Source organism: Nocardiopsis sp. B62 (assembly GCF_018070675.1).
In the GTDB taxonomy this organism is placed as follows: domain Bacteria; phylum Actinomycetota; class Actinomycetes; order Streptosporangiales; family Streptosporangiaceae; genus Nocardiopsis; species Nocardiopsis prasina.
The window spans coordinates 1-16,528 of record NZ_JAGPXK010000011.1; the positions used below are offsets into that span (position 1 = coordinate 1).

Below are 16,528 nucleotides of genomic sequence, written 5' to 3' on the forward strand. Positions count from 1 at the left end.
CGGTACTTCCCGGGTCCGGGCCGCCGACCGGATTGGATGCAGCCGATCGTGCGTCACACCTGCGTGCCGTCGGAGCCCGGCACCGGTACTTCCACCCCGGCAGGGTGCTGCCGGGGTTGTGTCTCACGGCTGTGCGTTGGAGCCCGGGACGGGTACCTTCCACCCCGGCAGGGTGTTGCCGGGCTTCTGCCTCACGGCTGTGCGTTGGAGCCCGGGACCGGCACCCTCCACACCAGCACGGTGCCACCCTCCTCGCCCCTGCCCGCGCTGAACCCGCCGCCCAGCGCCTGGGCCCGCTGGTCCAGGTTGCGCAGGCCACTGCGGCGGCCCTCCTCGGGCAGCCCCACCCCGTTGTCGGTGATGGTCAGGACCAGGGTGGTGGGTCGGCCGGTGGTCGACTGCTCCTCCACCGTCACCGAGACGTGCACCTCCGTGGCGCGCGCGTGCCGGGCGACGTTGGTCAACCCCTCACCCAGGACCGCCAGCAGCTGTTCGCCCACCTCGTCGGGCACGGACGCGTCGATCGGGCCGTCCAGGCTCACACCCGGGTGGCAGCCCAGACTGTGCGCGGTGTTCTCCGCCAGCCGCAGGATCTGCCCCCGCAGCGACGTGTCCCGTCTGCTCGGCGGGTGCTGGAGGTCGAAGATGGTCGACCTGATCTCCCGGATCGTGCTGTCCAGCTCGTCGATGGTGCGCTGGACCCGCTCCTCCGCCTCCGTGGAGCCGATGAGCCGGACCGTGCTCATGAGGGTCATCGCGGACGCGAACAGCCGCTGGATCACCACGTCGTGCAGGTCCTTGGCGATCCGGTCCCGCTCCTCCAACACCACGATCCGCTCGCTGTCCCGCCGGGCCTCGGCCAGCTCCAGCGCCACCCCCGCCTGCACGGAGAAGGAGTTCAGCATGCGTCTTATGTTGGAGTCGAACGGCGCCCGCTCGGAGAGCTTGCCGAGCAGGAGCACCCCACGGGTGTTGCCGGGGGTGCCCAACGGCACGAGCAACCCGGGGCCGTAGCCGCGGTGGGTGAGCATGGGGCAGTTGGCCTGGCGCAGGTCGGGGATGGCCGCGGCCTCACCCGACTCGTACACCGAGCCGCAGGCGGAGTCCTGGATCTCCACGGGCGTCCCCAGGATCTCCTGGGCGATCGGGCCGTCCGCGAACTCCGCGAACAGGTGCCCCCGCGCGTGCGGGTCCGGCAGCATCACCACGGCGGTGTCCGCGCCAGCGATCTCCCTGGCCTGGGCGGCGAGGTAGGCCAGCACCTCGTCGGTGTCCGCGCCCGACAGCAGTCGGGTGGTGATCTCCGTGGAGGCGGCCAGCCACCGCTCGCGCAGCCGGGTCTCCTCGTACAGACGGGCGTTCTCGATGGCCACACCGGCGGCGGTCGCCAGCGCGGTCACGATGGTCTCGTCCTCCTCGTCGAACTCCCCGCCGTTCTCCTTCTCCGTCAGGTAGAGGTTGCCGAACACCTCGCCGCGTACCTGGATCGGCACACCGAGGAAGCTGGACATCCTCGGGTGGCCCTCCGGGAAACCGCCGAAGTCCGGGTGGTCGCGCAGGTCGGAGAGGCGGAGCGTGGCCTGCTCGAACGAGGGAGTGCCGAGCACGCCCTTGCCGTGCGGGAACCGGCCGATCCGCTCGGCCTGCGCCTGGGTGAACCCGACCGGGATGAACTCGGTGAAACCGCCGTCCTCACCGATCACGCCCAGCCCGGCGAACCTGGCCTCGGCCAGGTGGGCGGCGGCCTCGGTGAGCCGTCGCAGTACGGTCGCCAGGTCCAGGTCGCCACCGATGTCCAGGACGGCCTGGAGCAGAGAGTGCATCCTCCCCTGAGCGGAGAGCCCCGGGTTCATCTGGGAGTGCACATCCGCGAGGAGCTCGTCCAGGGACTTCGGGGACCACCGGTGGCTCTGGGGGATCTTGGTCATGTGTGGTTCAACCTCCGCAGAGCCGTTGAGGGGTTGAGGGCTAATACTCGAATTGTCGTTGGTTTTTTCCCGGTTTGCCACATCTTGCTGCTAGGAAGCTTGTTCGAGGTGCTGGGAATTCCTTTGGAATCGAGGACAGGGGCCCGGCAATTCATGCTAACGTCACCGTCAGTCGGCGCAGGAAGGCACTCTGTGACCTCGCGCCCCGCCCCCGCACCCCCAGGTTCCGGGGTGCCACTCACACGAACCCCTCGAGCCCGTCGTCCCCCCGGTACCTCACCGGAACGGACCGGCTCACACGGCGGAAGGAAGCCCCGGTGTCTGGATATCACGGTACGGTCGGCGCCATCGGCGTCCGTCCCACCGTGTGCCCGGAACCGCTCCGACGAGCGCTGACGCTCGCCGGTCTGCTCACCGGGGTCCTGTTCACCGTGTGGCTCGTCTCCGCCGCCCCGGCGCACTCCTCGGAGCTGCCCGGCGCCGACAACCCCCTCACCGCCGGTGTGGTGGGGAGTTCCTCCGGCCTGGTGGCGGGCACCGAGACGCTCGGGGGTTCCCTCAGCGGCGCGGTCACCACCGTGAGTGAGCGCGCCACCCAGCACGCCACGGAGGCGGTGAACGGTGCCTCGGAGGCCGCGCGTGCGGTCGAGACCGAGGCCTCCGCACCCGTCCAGCAGGTGCGGGACGTGGTTCGGGAAACCTCCCTTCCGCGCCCTGACCACCTGTCCGAACTGGTCGCCACGGACCCCGCGCAGGACACCGAACCCGCGCCGGGAACCGAGGACGACGCCCCCTCCGCGGACGACCGCCAGGACCGCGAGACCGAGGCCAAGGCCCCGGAAGAGCACCGTGCGGTGGCCGAACGGCCCGCCGCCGAAGCGCTGGCCGCGGCCCAGGAGCTCGGTTCCGTCGAGTACCGGGCCAAGGGCACCACCGAGCGCGACCGGGCCACCGACTCCGCCCCCCGCTCCACCGAGGCGCTCACCACCATCGCGGGCGGCAGCGCCCCCGCGTCCGGTGGCACCCCCTCCGCGCCCGCCGTCGCCGGGTTCCTGCCCGTTACCGGCGCCCCGGCGCCCGCCCCCGGCCTGTTCCAGGCCGCCCGGCACGTCCTGCGCTCGGCTCCCGCCGACTCCGCGGACGAGCCGACCTTCTCTCCGGACTAGCGGACCACCGGACCGCGTCCCGCGCCGCACGCCACGAGCGTCCCGCGCCGCACGCGATCAGCCCGGCACGGCTTTCCAAGCCACACCCTTCCCAGCGGCACCAGCCACTCGGTGACCTTCTGGGGGTTGACGTGAATCCCGCACCTCGATCGCGAGGTTCACGTCAGCCGGTGGTCCGCCAGACCGACCGACTGGATCCGGATCGATCCCACTCGCCCCCACCAGGGACGCAGGGGTTCACCGACCGGAGAGCTCGCCCGTACCACCCTCAGGACCGAAACCCCTGGCCAGGGAGACGGTTCGGCGCGACGGGGCACGACACCCGCTCCGTCGCGCCCCCTCGAACAGAACACACGCTCACTCCGGAAGGAAACTCATGTTCCACACCGCCCGTACCTCTGCTCGGACCCTGCTCGTGGCCGCCGGGACCGCTGGATTCGTCGCCCTCGGCGCCGGCGTCGCCGGGGCCGACACACTCGGCGGTGTCACGGACGGCCTCCCCCTGGGCGACCTGGGCAACCACGTCCCCGCCGCCCTGACCGAAGGCGTCTCCACGCCGCTCGGCGACCTGGTCAAGGTCCAGCCCGGCAAGATCTCCGCCCAGCCCGACATCCAGCACCAGTCCGGCCAGAGCGACCCCGTCGGGACGGTCGTCGGTGACACCGTCTCCGCCGACACCCCGATCACGACCGGCAAGGACAACGCCGGGAACGTCGGCCCGCTGGACCTCGGCAAGGCCACGGAGACCCTGCCGCTCAGCGAGGCCGGCGGCGCGGTGGACCCGGTCTCCATGCTGCTCGGCAGCACCGGCCTGCTCGACGGCCTCTCCCTGGACGGCGGCCAGACCCTGCCGCTGAGCGCCCCCAGCTCCCCCCTCAACCTGGCCGAGGGTGCCTCCGTCGTCGACGACACCGTCACCGAGCTGGGCACCCGTGCCCAGAGCGGTCTGCACCAGCCCGGCCTCGACGTGGTCGGCCTGGACGACCTCGGCGTCAAGCAGCTGGGCGAGACCGTCCCGATGAGCGGGCCGGTCGGTCTGGACGCGGGCGAGAACGCCGACCTCACCGGGGGTCTGACCACCCTGCTGCCCAAGGACGTCAAGGACAAGCTGCACATGTCCGGGGCCTCGGAGTTCCAGACGGTGGGTGCGGCCGAGGACGCGGTCACTGACACCGTGGGTGACGTCCGTGGGGCTGTCAGCGGCCTGGGGGTTGGGGAGACCCTGCCGATGTCCGGGGCCTCGGAGTTGCAGACGGTGGGTGCCGCTGAGGACGCGGTCACTGACACCGTGGGTGAGGTCCGTGGCGCTGTCAGCGGCCTGGGGGTTGGGGAGACCCTGCCGATGTCCGGGGCCTCGGAGTTGCAGACGGTGGGTGCCGCTGAGGACGCCGTGACCGACACCGTGGGTGAGGTCCGTGGGGCTGTCAGCGGCCTGGGGGTCGAGGACACCCTGTCGATGTCCGGCGCTGGAACGGACCTGGTCGGCGACCTGCTGCCGAAGACGCCCGGCGGCGACCTGGTCGACGTCCAGGGCCTGCCCGAGCTGGGCAAGCCCGAGGTCGCCCCGCTGCCCCTCGCCTCCGAGCTGGGCACCGAGGAGCTGACCGGCGGCGACCTGCCCCTCGAACTGCCGCTCGGACTGTAGGGACCACGAACGTGCGCCCGTCGGTCGTGGCGGGCGCACCACGCCTCGGGCGGTGAGCGGGACCATCTCCGTTGACCGTGGTGCCAGTGGGGACTGTGGGGGTTTCCCGGCACGTACCAGCGGAGAGCCAGAGTTCCCGCCGCCCGGGGCACCTGCCCTGCCAGGGGCATGAAGGGGCCCCCGTCGCGGATCGCGACGGGGGCCCTCCGCGTGTGCGGACCTCGTCCACCGGCGGTCACGCGGGACGGCGGGAGGGGGCCTTGCGGGGTGGCGGGACACCCTGCGCGTGTGCGGACCTCGGTCATCGGCGGTCACGCGGGACGGCGGGAGGGGGCCTTGCGGGGAGACGACCCTCCGGGTGTGTGGACCTCGTCCACCGGCGGTCACGCGGGACGGCGGATACGAACCCTTGCGCAGTGGCAGGACACGACCCCCGCGACGCGGTGGTGGACGACCCTCGGCGGCGTGTACGGGGCCTCCGCCGGGGCGCCCCGCCACCGCAGACGAGAGGGCCTCCGCCGCTGTCCGCGGTGGAGGCCCTCTGTGTGAACGGTTCGGTCGCGCGTGGCTACCAGCCGTCCTCGCCGGTACCGAAGCCGAGGCCGTCCTGGCACGGGTTGGACGTGGCGTCGCGTCCCTCGCCCGGACGCGCGGACGGCTCAGGGGAGGCGGCGCCGGACTCGGCCTCCTCCTCAGTGCCCTCGGAGCCGGTGTCGACCGGAGTGGGCTCGTCCCCGGGCTGCTCCTCCGGCACGGGGGAGTCGTCGGCGAGCAGTTCGGGCAGCGGGCGGTCCTCACGCACGGCGGAGAACAGCTCGGCGGCCTCCTCCTCGTGCCACATGACCCGGTTCGGGTCGTAGGGCGCCTGGTACCAGGGAACCGTGTGGAACTCGATGTCGGACAGGTCCACGTCGGCCATGGTGACCGCGATGGACAGCATCCGGTCCAGCGACAGCTCGCGGTCGGTGGCGCTGTGCTGGGCCACCGCCTGGAGTATGCCGTTGAGCTTGCTCGGGCTGCTGAGCACGTCACTGCTGGTCACCTGGTCCGCCAGGGCGGCCAGGAACATCTGCTGGCGGTCGATGCGGCCCATGTCCCCGCCGTCGCCGATGTCGTAGCGGGCGCGAACGAAGGACAGCGCCTGCTCGCCGTCGAGCGTCTGGTCACCGGCGTCGAGGTCCAGCTTGGCGCGGCGGTCCTGCATGGGCTCCGGGATGCACATGTCCACCCCGCCCATGGCGTTCACGACGTCGCGGAAGCTCGCGAAGCTCAGGTGCACGAAGTGGTCGACCCGGATGTCGGTGAGGGTCTCGATGGTCCTCACCACGCAGGGCGGTCCGCCGTGGTACATCGCGGCGTTGATCATGCCGAAGTAGCCGTAGGTGCCCTCGGTCTTGCCGTAGGAGTCGCACTCGGGCAGCTGCACCAGTGAGTCGCGCGGGAAGCTGACCACCGAGACGCGCTTGTCGGGCGAGATGTGCGCGAGCATCAGGGAGTCGGAGCGCTCGCCCTCGAACTCGGTCGAGTAGGCGGGGCTGTCCTCCTCATAGCCGTCAGATCCGATGAAGAGGATGTTGACGGCGTCGCTGATCTTGTCCGGCCGCTCCTCGTCGCCGAGCAGTGCCTCGATGTCGTGCTGCACCATGTCGGAGCGCAGCGAGTAGTAGTAGGCGTAGGCGGTGCCCACCCCGACCAGCAGGATCAGCGCCAGGGACGCGGAGGTCCACATGACCACCCTGCGCAGGCGGCTGCGCTTGCGCTTGTTCTGCTTGCCCGACGTGGCCGCGGCCGCCGCGACCGTGGTCGAGGCGTCCGGTTCCGGGTCGTCCCCGCTCCCGGCCCCCTCGGCGTCACCGTCCGGCGCGGCCTTGGCGCCCGGCTCCGGGGTGTCCGGGCCTTCGGTGTCCGGGCCGTCGGTGTCCGGCACCGAGGCGGCGGCGGTGCCGGTCTCGTCGCCGTCCTCCTCCGAGCCCTTCTCCCCGTCCTCCCGTGCGACCTCGTCCGCGGCCTTGTCCGCGGCCTCGTCCGGGCCCTCACCCGGGCTGTGCTCCGAGGACTCCCCGGGTTCGGCTTCGGTGTCCCCCGAACCGGACCCCGTGGTCGCGACCGGCGCGTCGACGTCTATGGCGACGGTCTCCGGAGCGTCCTCCCCGTTGGTCGCGGGCTCGCCTTCGGCCGAAGGCTCCTCGGTGGGAGCATCGGGCTCGGTTGGCTCGTTGGCCTCGCCGGGCACGTCGGAGTCGGCGGGACCGGCGGAGTCGGGGCCGTTATCGTCCGGCCCTTCCCGCCTCACGTCCTGCTCCTCGGCGCCCTCGGCCTGAGCGGAGGGCTCGGAGTTCTCGTCTGGTGTCTGGTCCGCGCCGGAATCGGCGGAGTTCTCGTCAGCGGGCATCGTGACAATCTCGGTGAGTTCGGACGGCTGGGCGTGCCAACGGCCGGACACCGACCCTGAAGGGTCACGCGTCCGAGTCCGGGGGAGGGCGGGGGTCGCGCGGGGGAAACACGCGGGCAGACCGGAATCCTGACCGAAAAATCGCCGAGGGGGAGTGCCGAGGCATGGTGAAAAGCCGGGACACCAACGGACTGGGTTCGCCAAGTACACCGGAACCTGCGCGTGGCAGTGATCCTAGGTGAAGTTCTCGTTGAGTGCGTGCTCGGGTTGTCCATGCGCGCGGTTCCTGACCACAATTGCGCCGTACAATTCCTTCGCCGGGTGGCAGTCGTCTGCGAGTTTTCTGTCTGACTGTCTCATCTGTTCCCTTGGGAACCACTTCCGACGCGCCGGTACGACACGGGTTATTGGTGGTGAGGAGGTGGGATAGGGCCTGATGTCACGTTCTGCGGGGCCTGGGAGCCTTCGGTCCCGGGGATCGCTCGCGGCCCGACCGGGATCAGTCGTCCCAGAAGCCGCTCTCCTTCTCCTTCTTCTCGGGCTCCTCCTCGGTGGCGGTCGCGGCACGGCCGCCGCCCTTGCCGCTCGGCTTGGCGCTGGTCCTCGTGCTCTTGGTGGTCTTGCGCGCGGTGCCGCCGGTGCTTCCGGAGCCGCTGGCGGCCTTGGCGGTGCCGGTGTGGCGCGGACGCGGGGTGACCGAGCTCTTCTCGATGGGCGCGCTGGGTCTGGGGGCCTCGCCGGAGTGGATGCTCAGGGCCTCCTCCTCCACACTGAGCATCTTGCGCATCAGGGCGGGCACCTCGGGCAGACGGTCCGCGCGCAGGTGGGCGCCGAGGACCTCCAGGGCGTGGTCGCACAGGACGCGCTTGGCGGTGGCCGCGCTGACCCCGCTCAGCTGCTCGACCTCGGGCAGGTCGTGTTCGCGCAGCAGACGGACGACCTCGCTGAGCCGCTCCCGGGCCTTGCGGTCGGTCATCGACATGACCGTGAGTTCCGCCTCGCGCAGGAAGTCGGTGCCATCGCCGGTGCCGTCGCGCTCCGCGATGAAGGCGCTGGTGAGGTTGCGGGCGGAGGTTCGGGTGCCGGTGCGCAGTTCGGCGCGGCGGATCTGCCGGGAGTGCAGCGCGGTCACGACCACGCTGGTGACGAGGCTGATCCCGGCGCCGATCACGACGAGCACGGCGGGGTTTTCGAGCAGCATGTGTACGGGAGACCTTTCCGGGCGGTGGTCCGCACGGGACATGGCCACGGTGTTGACGGGGGCTGCGGGTGCGGGGGTGACGGAGGGTGTTCGAGTGCCAGCTGGTACTCGGGTGCGTGACTATTCGGCAGTTCGGTGCTCGTTGTCAAGTGTCACGACGGAGCGGGCGCTCGCGGACGCGGCGCCTTCCCAGTTCAGGACAGATGGGGGCAGGATCGACAGTTCGCCTTCACTACCGCCTGCCCGGCCCCGATCCGGGTAAACATCGCTGTCCACAGCCTGTGGACAGTCGGACGACTCTCCCCGGAGGAGTCGGGCGATCGCGGGGGTACCGCGGCGTCCGGAGGCCCCGACGGACCTAACCGGCCAGGAGTCCGTTCACGGCCTCCGGCGAGAGGATCTCCTCACTGACCATCGCCGCGCAGCCGCGCACCCCGGCGTCGTCCCACAGCGTGCTCGCCACGATCCTCAGCTGGCGCGTGGCCAGGGCCGTGCACTGCTGGAACACCACCTCGCGCACGCCCGCCACCAGGTGGTCGTAGGCCTCCGAGAGGTCGCCGCCGAGCACGATCAGCTCCGGGTTGAGCAGGTTCACCGCGCCCGCCAGGGTCTCGCCCAGTCGCCGCCCGGCCTCGCGCACCAGGGTGACCGCCACCGGGTCGCCCTCCGAAGCCAGCGCCACCAGCTCCTTGAGCCCCGTCACCTCGCGGCCCTGCTCTGCCGCCTGGACCAGGAGCCTGCGCCCGCCCGCCACCGCCTCCAGGCAGTCGGTGTTGCCGCAGCGGCACGGCAGGCCGCCGCCGTCCCGTACGGGGACGTGGCCGATCTCCCCGGCCGCGCCCAGAGCGCCGCGCAGCAGGCGGCCGCCGGAGACCAGACCCGCGCCGATTCCCGTGGAGACCTTCACGAACACCATGTCGTCGGTGTGGCCGTGACCGCCCGCGATGTGCTCCCCGAGCGCCATCACGTTCACGTCGTTGTCCACCATCACCGGGACGGGGAAGCGCTCCGCGACCATCGGGCCCAGGGCCACGCCCGCCCACTTGCCCAGGACCGGGCGGTCCTCGGCGCGTCCGGCGTGGAACTCCACGGTGCCGGGCAGTCCGATGCCCACCCCGCGCACCTCGTCGGGGGAGCGGCCCAGCTCGGAGATCTGCTCCGACCACGTGTCCAACAGCCAGGGCACGGTGGCGTCCGGGCCCTGCTCCATGTGGGGGGTTCCGGGGGCGCGCAGCAGCACCCGCCCGTCGAGATCGCACACGGCCGCCTGGCTGCGGGCCATGCCGAGGGCCGCGGTGAGGATCAGCCCGTTGGAGGCGTTGAACTCCAGCAGTGTGGGCGGTCGGCCCCCGCTGGAGGCGGCGCGGGTCCCCTCAGTCACCAGTCCGCCGTCCATCAGCTCGGTGACCCGCAGGGCCACGGACGGACGGGAGAGCCCCGTGGCGCGGGCGATCTCGGAGCGGCTGGTGGCGCTGCCGGTGCGGATCATCTCCAGGATGTGTCCGCTGGTGGCGGTGGAGGACAGGCGTCCCGGGGTTCTGGCCATGCCTCATTCAACCATTCGCTTGGCGGTGTGGCTTGAAGTTCGTGCACTTATGTAAACTAATGTTATGAAGTGTGCTTGGTTTTTTACCATAGTGCGATTAGGGTCGAAACCGGACCATGGACCCCTCGTCCAGGGCCACTCGCCCCCAGTGCGGCGGTAGCCCCCCGCCACCACCTCCGCGCCCCCCGTCTCACCCCTCGCACGTCCTCCCCTCTCGCAGGAGCCAACCGAATGCCGCAGCAGCCCGTGCCCCGCCCCACCGACCTGGTGGTCTTCGGCGGAACCGGTGACCTGTCCATGCGTAAACTGCTCCCCTCCCTCTACCTCCTGGACCGTGACGGCCACCTTGGCGGGGACACCCGGGTCGTGGCGGTCTCCCAGGACGGCCTCACCGACGCCGACCTGCGCGACAAGGCCTCCTCCGCAGTCGGGAGCCACAGTGCCGTCCAGGTGGTCGAACCCGAGGTCCTGCGTCGTTTCCTCGGCCGCCTCTCCCACGTGACCGTCGACGTCGGCGGCGACCCCTCCGGATGGACCGACCTCGCCGCCGCCCTCACCCCCGGCCGCGACCGCGTCTTCTACCTCGCCGTGCCGCCGATGATCTCCGGGGCCATCTGCCAGGGGCTCCAGGACGCGGGCCTGGTCACCCCCGAGTCCCGTGTCGTCATGGAGAAGCCGCTCGGCCGCGACCTCGACTCCGCCAAGGCCGTCAACGACGCCGTGGGCGCGGTCTTCGAGGAGTCCCGCACCTACCGGATCGACCACTACCTGGGGAAGGAGACCGTGCAGAACCTGCTCGTGCTGCGGTTCGCCAACGTCTTCCTCGAACCCCTGTGGAACTCCCGGTGGATCGACCACGTGCAGATCACCGCCACCGAGACCGTGGGCGTGGGCGGACGGCGCGGCTACTACGACTCCTCCGGCGCCATGCGCGACATGGTGCAGAACCACCTGCTCCAGCTGCTCTGCCTCACCGCCATGGAGCCCCCGGCCAGCTACGACCGCGACGCCGTCCGGGACGAGAAGCTCAAGGTCCTCCAGTCCCTGAGACCCCTCTCCGGGAACCGGGTCGCCGAACACACCGTGCGCGGCCAGTACACGAGGGGGACGGTCCAGGGCGAGGAGGTCCTCGGCTACCTGGACGAGGCGGGCGGACCGGCGACCAGCGACACCGAGACCTTCGTGGCCCTGCGCGCCGAGGTCGCCAACTGGCGGTGGGCGGGAGTCCCCTTCTACCTGCGCACCGGCAAGCGCCTGGGGCACGCCCGCTCCGAGATCGTCATCCGCTTCCGCGACGTCCCGCACACCATCTTCCCCGGGGCCGCGGCCTCCGGAGCTGGCAGCCTCGTCATCCGCCTCCAGCCCGACGAGGGCATACACCTGACCATGCTGGCCAAGACGCCCGGCGCCGGTGCGCTGCGTCTGCGGCCGGTCCCGCTGGAGCTCAGCTTCGCCGACACCTTCGCCACCCGCTCTCCCGAGGCCTACGAGCGGCTGCTGATGGACGTGTTGGCCGGGGACTCCACCCTCTTCATGCGCCGCGACGAGGTCGAGGCCGCGTGGCGGTGGGTGGACCCCGTCATCGAGGCCTGGCAGGGCCTCGACACCCCACCCGAGACCTACCCCGCCGGAAGCTCCGGCCCCGCAGGAGCGCAGCGGCTCATCGGCCGTTCCGGCAGCACGTGGCACGAAGAGGAGCAGGCATGACCGCGCACACCCCCGGCACCACCCCCGTCGTCCACCCGGTGATCGCGGAGGTCACCCGGCGCCTGACCGAGCGCAGCGACGCGACCCGCTCCGCCTACCTGACCCGTGTCCGTGAAGCGGTCGGCCAGGGCCCGTCCCGCACCTCCCTGGGCTGCGCCAACCTCGCGCACGGTTTCGCCGCCTGCGGGGTCGGAGACAAGCTCTCGCTGGCTGGTGACGTCACCCCCAACCTGGCGATCGTCTCCGCGTACAACGACATGCTCTCCGCCCACCAGCCCCTGGAGACCTACCCCGCCGTCATCAAGAAGGCGGTCGCGGAGGCGGGCGGGGTCGCCCAGTTCGCGGGCGGGGTGCCCGCCATGTGCGACGGCATCACCCAGGGGCGGGCGGGCATGGAACTGTCCCTGTTCAGCCGCGACGTGATCGCGATGTCGGCGGCCGTGGCGCTGTCCCACGACATGTTCGACGGCGCTCTCATGCTCGGCGTGTGCGACAAGATCGTGCCCGGCCTGCTCATCGGCGCCCTGTCCTTCGGTCACCTGCCGGTGGCCTTCGTGCCCGCCGGTCCCATGCACTCCGGCCTGCCCAACAAGGAGAAGGCGCGGGTCCGCCAGAAGTTCGCCGAGGGCAGGGTCGGCCGCACGGAGCTGCTCCAGGCCGAGTCCGCCGCCTACCACTCGCCCGGCACCTGCACCTTCTACGGCACCGCCAACTCCAACCAGATGCTCATGGAGGTCATGGGCCTGCACCTGCCCGGGGCCAGCTTCGAGCAGCCCGGCACCCCGCTGCGCGAGGCCCTGACCTCCGAGGCCGGCCGCCGCGTGCTCGGGCTGACCTCCCTCACCGAACACCACACCCCGGTCGGCGAGCAGATCGACGAGAAGGCCATCGTGAACGCCGTGGTCGCGCTGCTGGCCACCGGCGGCTCCAGCAACCACACGCTGCACCTGGTCGCCATCGCCCGTGCCGCCGGGATCCAGCTCACCTGGGACGACTTCGCCGACCTGTCCGAGGCCGTGCCGCTGCTCACCCGCATGTACCCCAACGGCGCCGCCGACGTGAACCGGTTCCACGAGGTGGGCGGCATGGCCTTCCTCATCGGCACCCTGCTGGACGCCGGGCTCCTGCACGAGGACGTCCGGACCATCGCCGGTCCGGGCCTGAACCGCTACCGCCAGGTCCCCGAGCTGACCGAGAGTGGCCAGCTGACCTGGGTGGACGGCCCCACGGAGAGCGCGGACACGACGGTGCTGCGCCCGGCCACCGACCCCTTCGCCCCCGACGGCGGACTGCGCATGCTGGAGGGCAACCTCGGCCGCGCCGTGATCAAGGTGTCCGCCGTGGCGCCCGAGCGGCACGTCGTCGAGGCCCCCGCCCGGGTCTTCGGGGACCAGGCCGAACTCCAGACGGCCTTCGCCGCCGGAGAGCTGACCGGGGACTTCGTCGCCGTGGTCCGGTTCCAGGGCCCGCGCGCCAACGGCATGCCGGAGCTGCACAAGCTCACCCCGCCGCTGGCCGTGCTCCAGGACCGGGGCCAGAAGGTCGCCCTGGTCACCGACGGGCGCATGTCCGGCGCGTCCGGCAAGGTGCCCGCAGCCATCCACGTCTCACCCGAGGCGGAGGCGGGCGGCCCGCTGGCCAGGGTCCGGGACGGCGATCGCATCCGGCTGGACGCGGTCCGGGGCACACTGGAGGTCCTGGCCGACCTCGACGGGCGCGAGGACGCCCGGCCCACGGTGGACTCCTCCGCCGGGACCGGACGCGAACTCTTCGCCGCCCTGCGCGGGGCGGTCGGCCCGGCCGAGACCGGCGCCGGGGTCTTCGGCCACTGAGCGCGGGCGGGCCGCCCGGCCCGCCGTCCGCGACGCACGTACCCACTGACCACTTGGAGACAGCCATGACGACGATCCCCCGCTCAGGTGCGGACGTGCTCGACCTCGCACCGGTGATGCCCGTAGTGGTGGTCGAGGACGCCGAACACGCCGTCCCGCTGGCACGAGCCCTGGTGGCGGGCGGTCTGCCCGGCATCGAGGTGACCCTGCGGACCCCGGCGGCCCTGGACGCCATCGAGCGGATCGCCCAGGAGGTGCCGGAGGCCGTGGTGGGCGCCGGGACCATCGTCAACGGCGAGCAGGCCCGCTCCGCCGCCAAGGCGGGGGCGCGTTTCCTCGTCAGCCCCGGGTGCACGCCGTCGCTGGCCCGGGCGATGGCCGACACCGGGCTGCCCGCCCTGCCGGGGGTGGCGACGGTGTCGGAGGCGATGGCGCTGCTGGAGCTCGGGCTGACCGAGCTCAAGTTCTTCCCGGCCGAGGCCTCGGGTGGGGCGGCGTTCCTGAAGTCGCTCACCGGCCCGCTGCCGCAGGTCCGGTTCTGCCCCACCGGCGGAATCACCGCGCGCAGCGCCCAGAGCTACCTCGCGCTGCCCAACGTGGGCTGTGTGGGAGGCAGCTGGCTCACCCCCGCCGCGCTGGTCGGCGAGGGCCGTTGGGACGAGGTCACCGAGCTCGCGCGCGAGGCCGCGGCGCTGGAGCGCTGAACCGGGCCGGGTTCGGTCGGCCCGATCGGATTCAGGGCTGGTCGGCGCCTGAGGAGCGGGCGTCGACCAGGACCTGCACCCCGTCCAGGACCCGCTCCAGCCCGAAGGCGAACTCGTGGTCGGGTTCGTAGAGCGCCTGGTGGGTGGTGCCGACCGCCACGCCCACCCGCGCGGCCGTCGGGTACCTGGAGTCGTCGATCAGCGCGGACAGCAGGGGGTCGGCGGTCCGCCACCACTGCTGGTCGTCCATCCCCGAGTCCCGGGCGATCCACTCGGAGTCGACGGTCTGCCGGGCGGTGCTCTCCACGTAGCCGTTGACCAGGCTGACGGTGGAGTCCATCTCGACCTCGCTCAACCCCAGCCCGTCCACGGCGGAGAGCTCGTGGTCGTACTTGGCGATGAGGTTGGGACCGAGGAGACGCGTGGTGACGGTCTGGAGCATCCACGGGTGGCGGATGTAGAGGTCGCGGTTGGCGTGCGCGATCCGGTGCAGACGCTCCCGCCAGGTGCCGGACCGCTCCGTGGTGTCCAGATCGGCGTAGGCGGCGTCCACCATGAGGTCGATGAGCTCGCCCTTGCCGGGCACGTAGGTGTACAGGGACATCGTGCCGACGTCCAGGGTCTCGGCGACCCGGCGCATGGACAGCGCGGTGATCCCCTCGGAGTCCGCCAGTTCGGTGGCCGCGACCACGATCCGGTCGATGCTCAGCCCCGGTTTGCCCCTGCGGCGGCTCGCGGGTTCCTGTGTGCGCCACAACAGGGCCAGGCTGCGCGCGGGATCGCCACTCTTGCTGTTCTGCGGGGACATCGGTCCGTCCTGGTACTGGGTCCGTAGGGCGTACGGGCCAGTGTACGTCCGCGAGGCCCCCGCCCCCACGGCCGACGGGGAGCGGGGGCGCCACGGACGGTCCCGCGCGACACCACGAGAACTTCCGCCGCCCGACCAGCCAAGTGCCCAGGCACCGAAGCGAACCGTTGAGCGTGTGGACCGCCCCGAAGGGCGCCGAGACCCCGTGCCGCGAGCGGTTCCTCCGCGACGACCGGGCGTACCGCTCACAGCTGGCGCGGTGGTTCCGAGACCGGAAGGCCCCCTCGGGACACCACGAACACCCGCCACCCGCACTGTTCGGCAACCCGACCGTGGCCGGGGACACCTGGATCGCGCAGAACCCGCTGCTGATGGCGGTGGTCTGGCCGCTGCTGGTCGCGGTGTTCGCTCCGCTGTCCGTGTACCGGTACCGCTCTTTGGGCGGCTGATCGCTCCCCCGGACGGGTGCCCGTAAGCCTCCTGGGTGGCGGGGGCGGGTCGGCGCGCTCGGTAGCTGGCTTTGGGCTGGTCGGGCAGCGGGGTCGCGCGGGGGACCGTTCGTGGCACGGGGGGCTGTGAGCACCTTGGGATGGGGATGGGCGCGCTCGGTGGCTGGCTTTGGGCTGGTCAGGTGGGCGTGTGTCCGTGGTGTCGCGGGGGGCGGCCCGACGGGCCGGGGAAGGAGGTGTCCGCCGCAGTGAGGGCGGGCATCAGGCCCGGTCGGGTGGCCCGGGCGCTACCCGGTGAACTCCGCCGCGTGCTCGGCGGCCCACTGGGCCAGGGTGCGCCCCGGGCGGCCGGTGACGCGCTGGACGGTGTCCTGGACCTGCCCGCCGGCCTCCGGGGGGTTGCTGGCCAGCTCCAGCGCGAAGGTCACGTACTCCTCGTCGTGCCCTTGGGTGCGCAGGCGCTGGGCGGTCTCCTCCAGGGAGAGCAGGACCACGCTGACCTCCCGGCCGATCGCCGTGGACAGCCGCGTGGCCTGCTCGGCCGGGGTCAGCGACTCCGGGCCGCTGATCAGGTACGACTGTCCGCCGTGGCCGTCCTCGGTGAGCGCGCTGACCGCCACCGAGGCGATGTCGGCCTCGTGCACCATGGCGCTCGGCTGGTCGCGGGACACCCGCATCAGGCCCTCGGTGCGGATCTCCTCGGCGTGCGCGAGGAGGTTGGCCATGAACTCGACCGGGTTGAGGAAGGTCCAGGCGAGCGCGCTCGCACGCAGGGCCTCCTGGACGCCGCCCTCGTAGAAGTCGGACAGCACCGTCACCCGGCGCACGCCCGCGGCCTCGGCCAGTTCGACCAGTCGCGGTCCGGTCTCCAGCGGCGCGTAGTCGTCCCCGCCGAAGGTGATGAGGTGCAGGCCCTCGACGCCACTGAGGTGCGGCACGAGGTATTCGGGGTCGGTGAGGTCGCCCCGGACCGCCTCGGCTCCCTGGGGCAGTGCTCCTCGGGCGCGTTCGGGGTCGCGGGTGAGGGCCCGCACGGGGTGGCCTGCGGCGACGAGTTGCCGGACGATCTCGCGGCCGACGGTGCCGGTGGCCCCGGCGATGAGAAAGGTCAAGACGCATCCTTCCGTAGTGCGTACAGTACATCGTACGG

General features: G+C 71.8%; 11 protein-coding genes and 1 pseudogene. 6 read left to right on the forward strand and 6 right to left on the reverse strand.

Annotated features, from left to right (window positions below):
- Nucleotides 1–191: 191 nt before the first annotated feature.
- Nucleotides 192–1,928, reverse strand: a complete 1,737-nt coding sequence (locus KBX21_RS13810) for a GAF domain-containing protein (protein WP_049579749.1) — start codon at nucleotides 1,926–1,928, stop codon at nucleotides 192–194.
- 317 nt (nucleotides 1,929–2,245) lie between these two features.
- Between KBX21_RS13810 and KBX21_RS13815 the strand changes: the two genes are divergently transcribed.
- Entirely contained in the window at nucleotides 2,246–3,094 is an 849-nt protein-coding gene (locus KBX21_RS13815) for a hypothetical protein (RefSeq protein WP_210842146.1), read from the forward strand.
- 376 nt (nucleotides 3,095–3,470) lie between these two features.
- Nucleotides 3,471–4,739, forward strand: a complete 1,269-nt coding sequence (locus tag KBX21_RS13820) for a hypothetical protein (RefSeq protein ID WP_210842147.1) — start codon at nucleotides 3,471–3,473, stop codon at nucleotides 4,737–4,739.
- Between the two features lie 568 nt (nucleotides 4,740–5,307).
- On the opposite strand, the gene KBX21_RS13825 is transcribed toward KBX21_RS13820, so the two are convergent.
- From KBX21_RS13825 to KBX21_RS13835, 3 genes are all read right to left on the reverse strand, one after another.
- Complete coding sequence (locus KBX21_RS13825; RefSeq protein WP_210842148.1) at nucleotides 5,308–7,131, reverse strand: LCP family protein; 1,824 nt, start codon at nucleotides 7,129–7,131, stop codon at nucleotides 5,308–5,310.
- Nucleotides 7,132–7,630: 499 nt separating this feature from the next.
- Nucleotides 7,631–8,332, reverse strand: coding sequence for a hypothetical protein (locus KBX21_RS13830; protein ID WP_210842149.1), 702 nt, complete (start codon nucleotides 8,330–8,332; stop codon nucleotides 7,631–7,633).
- Nucleotides 8,333–8,690: 358 nt separating this feature from the next.
- Nucleotides 8,691–9,878 carry an ROK family transcriptional regulator gene (locus KBX21_RS13835; RefSeq protein ID WP_210842150.1) on the reverse strand — a complete coding sequence of 396 codons (1,188 nt, stop codon included), beginning with the start codon at nucleotides 9,876–9,878 and terminating at the stop codon, nucleotides 8,691–8,693.
- Nucleotides 9,879–10,109: 231 nt separating this feature from the next.
- Here KBX21_RS13835 and zwf point away from each other — a divergent pair, with 231 nt between their 5' ends.
- From zwf to KBX21_RS13850, 3 genes are all read left to right on the forward strand, one after another.
- Nucleotides 10,110–11,585 (forward strand): glucose-6-phosphate dehydrogenase, encoded by a 1,476-nt coding sequence (zwf, locus tag KBX21_RS13840; protein ID WP_210842151.1) that lies wholly within the window; start codon nucleotides 10,110–10,112, stop codon nucleotides 11,583–11,585.
- A complete protein-coding gene (edd, locus tag KBX21_RS13845) occupies nucleotides 11,582–13,417 on the forward strand; it encodes a phosphogluconate dehydratase (protein WP_049579409.1) in 1,836 nt (611 codons plus the stop codon). The genes zwf and edd overlap by 4 nt, the downstream gene beginning before the upstream one ends.
- A 65-nt stretch (nucleotides 13,418–13,482) precedes the next feature.
- Nucleotides 13,483–14,121, forward strand: coding sequence for a bifunctional 4-hydroxy-2-oxoglutarate aldolase/2-dehydro-3-deoxy-phosphogluconate aldolase (locus KBX21_RS13850; protein WP_049579412.1), 639 nt, complete (start codon nucleotides 13,483–13,485; stop codon nucleotides 14,119–14,121).
- 31 nt (nucleotides 14,122–14,152) lie between these two features.
- On the opposite strand, the gene KBX21_RS13855 is transcribed toward KBX21_RS13850, so the two are convergent.
- On the reverse strand, nucleotides 14,153–14,929 hold the full coding sequence (locus KBX21_RS13855) for a TetR/AcrR family transcriptional regulator (RefSeq protein WP_210842152.1): 777 nt from the start codon (nucleotides 14,927–14,929) through the stop codon (nucleotides 14,153–14,155).
- 314 nt (nucleotides 14,930–15,243) lie between these two features.
- Here KBX21_RS13855 and KBX21_RS13860 point away from each other — a divergent pair.
- Nucleotides 15,244–15,378 (forward strand): annotated as a pseudogene (locus KBX21_RS13860) (ABC transporter permease); the annotation flags it as partial.
- A gap of 287 nt (nucleotides 15,379–15,665) precedes the next feature.
- Here KBX21_RS13860 and KBX21_RS13865 read toward each other — a convergent pair.
- The gene (locus KBX21_RS13865) at nucleotides 15,666–16,490 is read right to left on the reverse strand and encodes an NAD(P)H-binding protein (protein WP_210842153.1); all 825 of its coding nucleotides are present in this window, start codon (nucleotides 16,488–16,490) and stop codon (nucleotides 15,666–15,668) included.
- Between the last annotated feature and the right edge of the window lie 38 nt (nucleotides 16,491–16,528).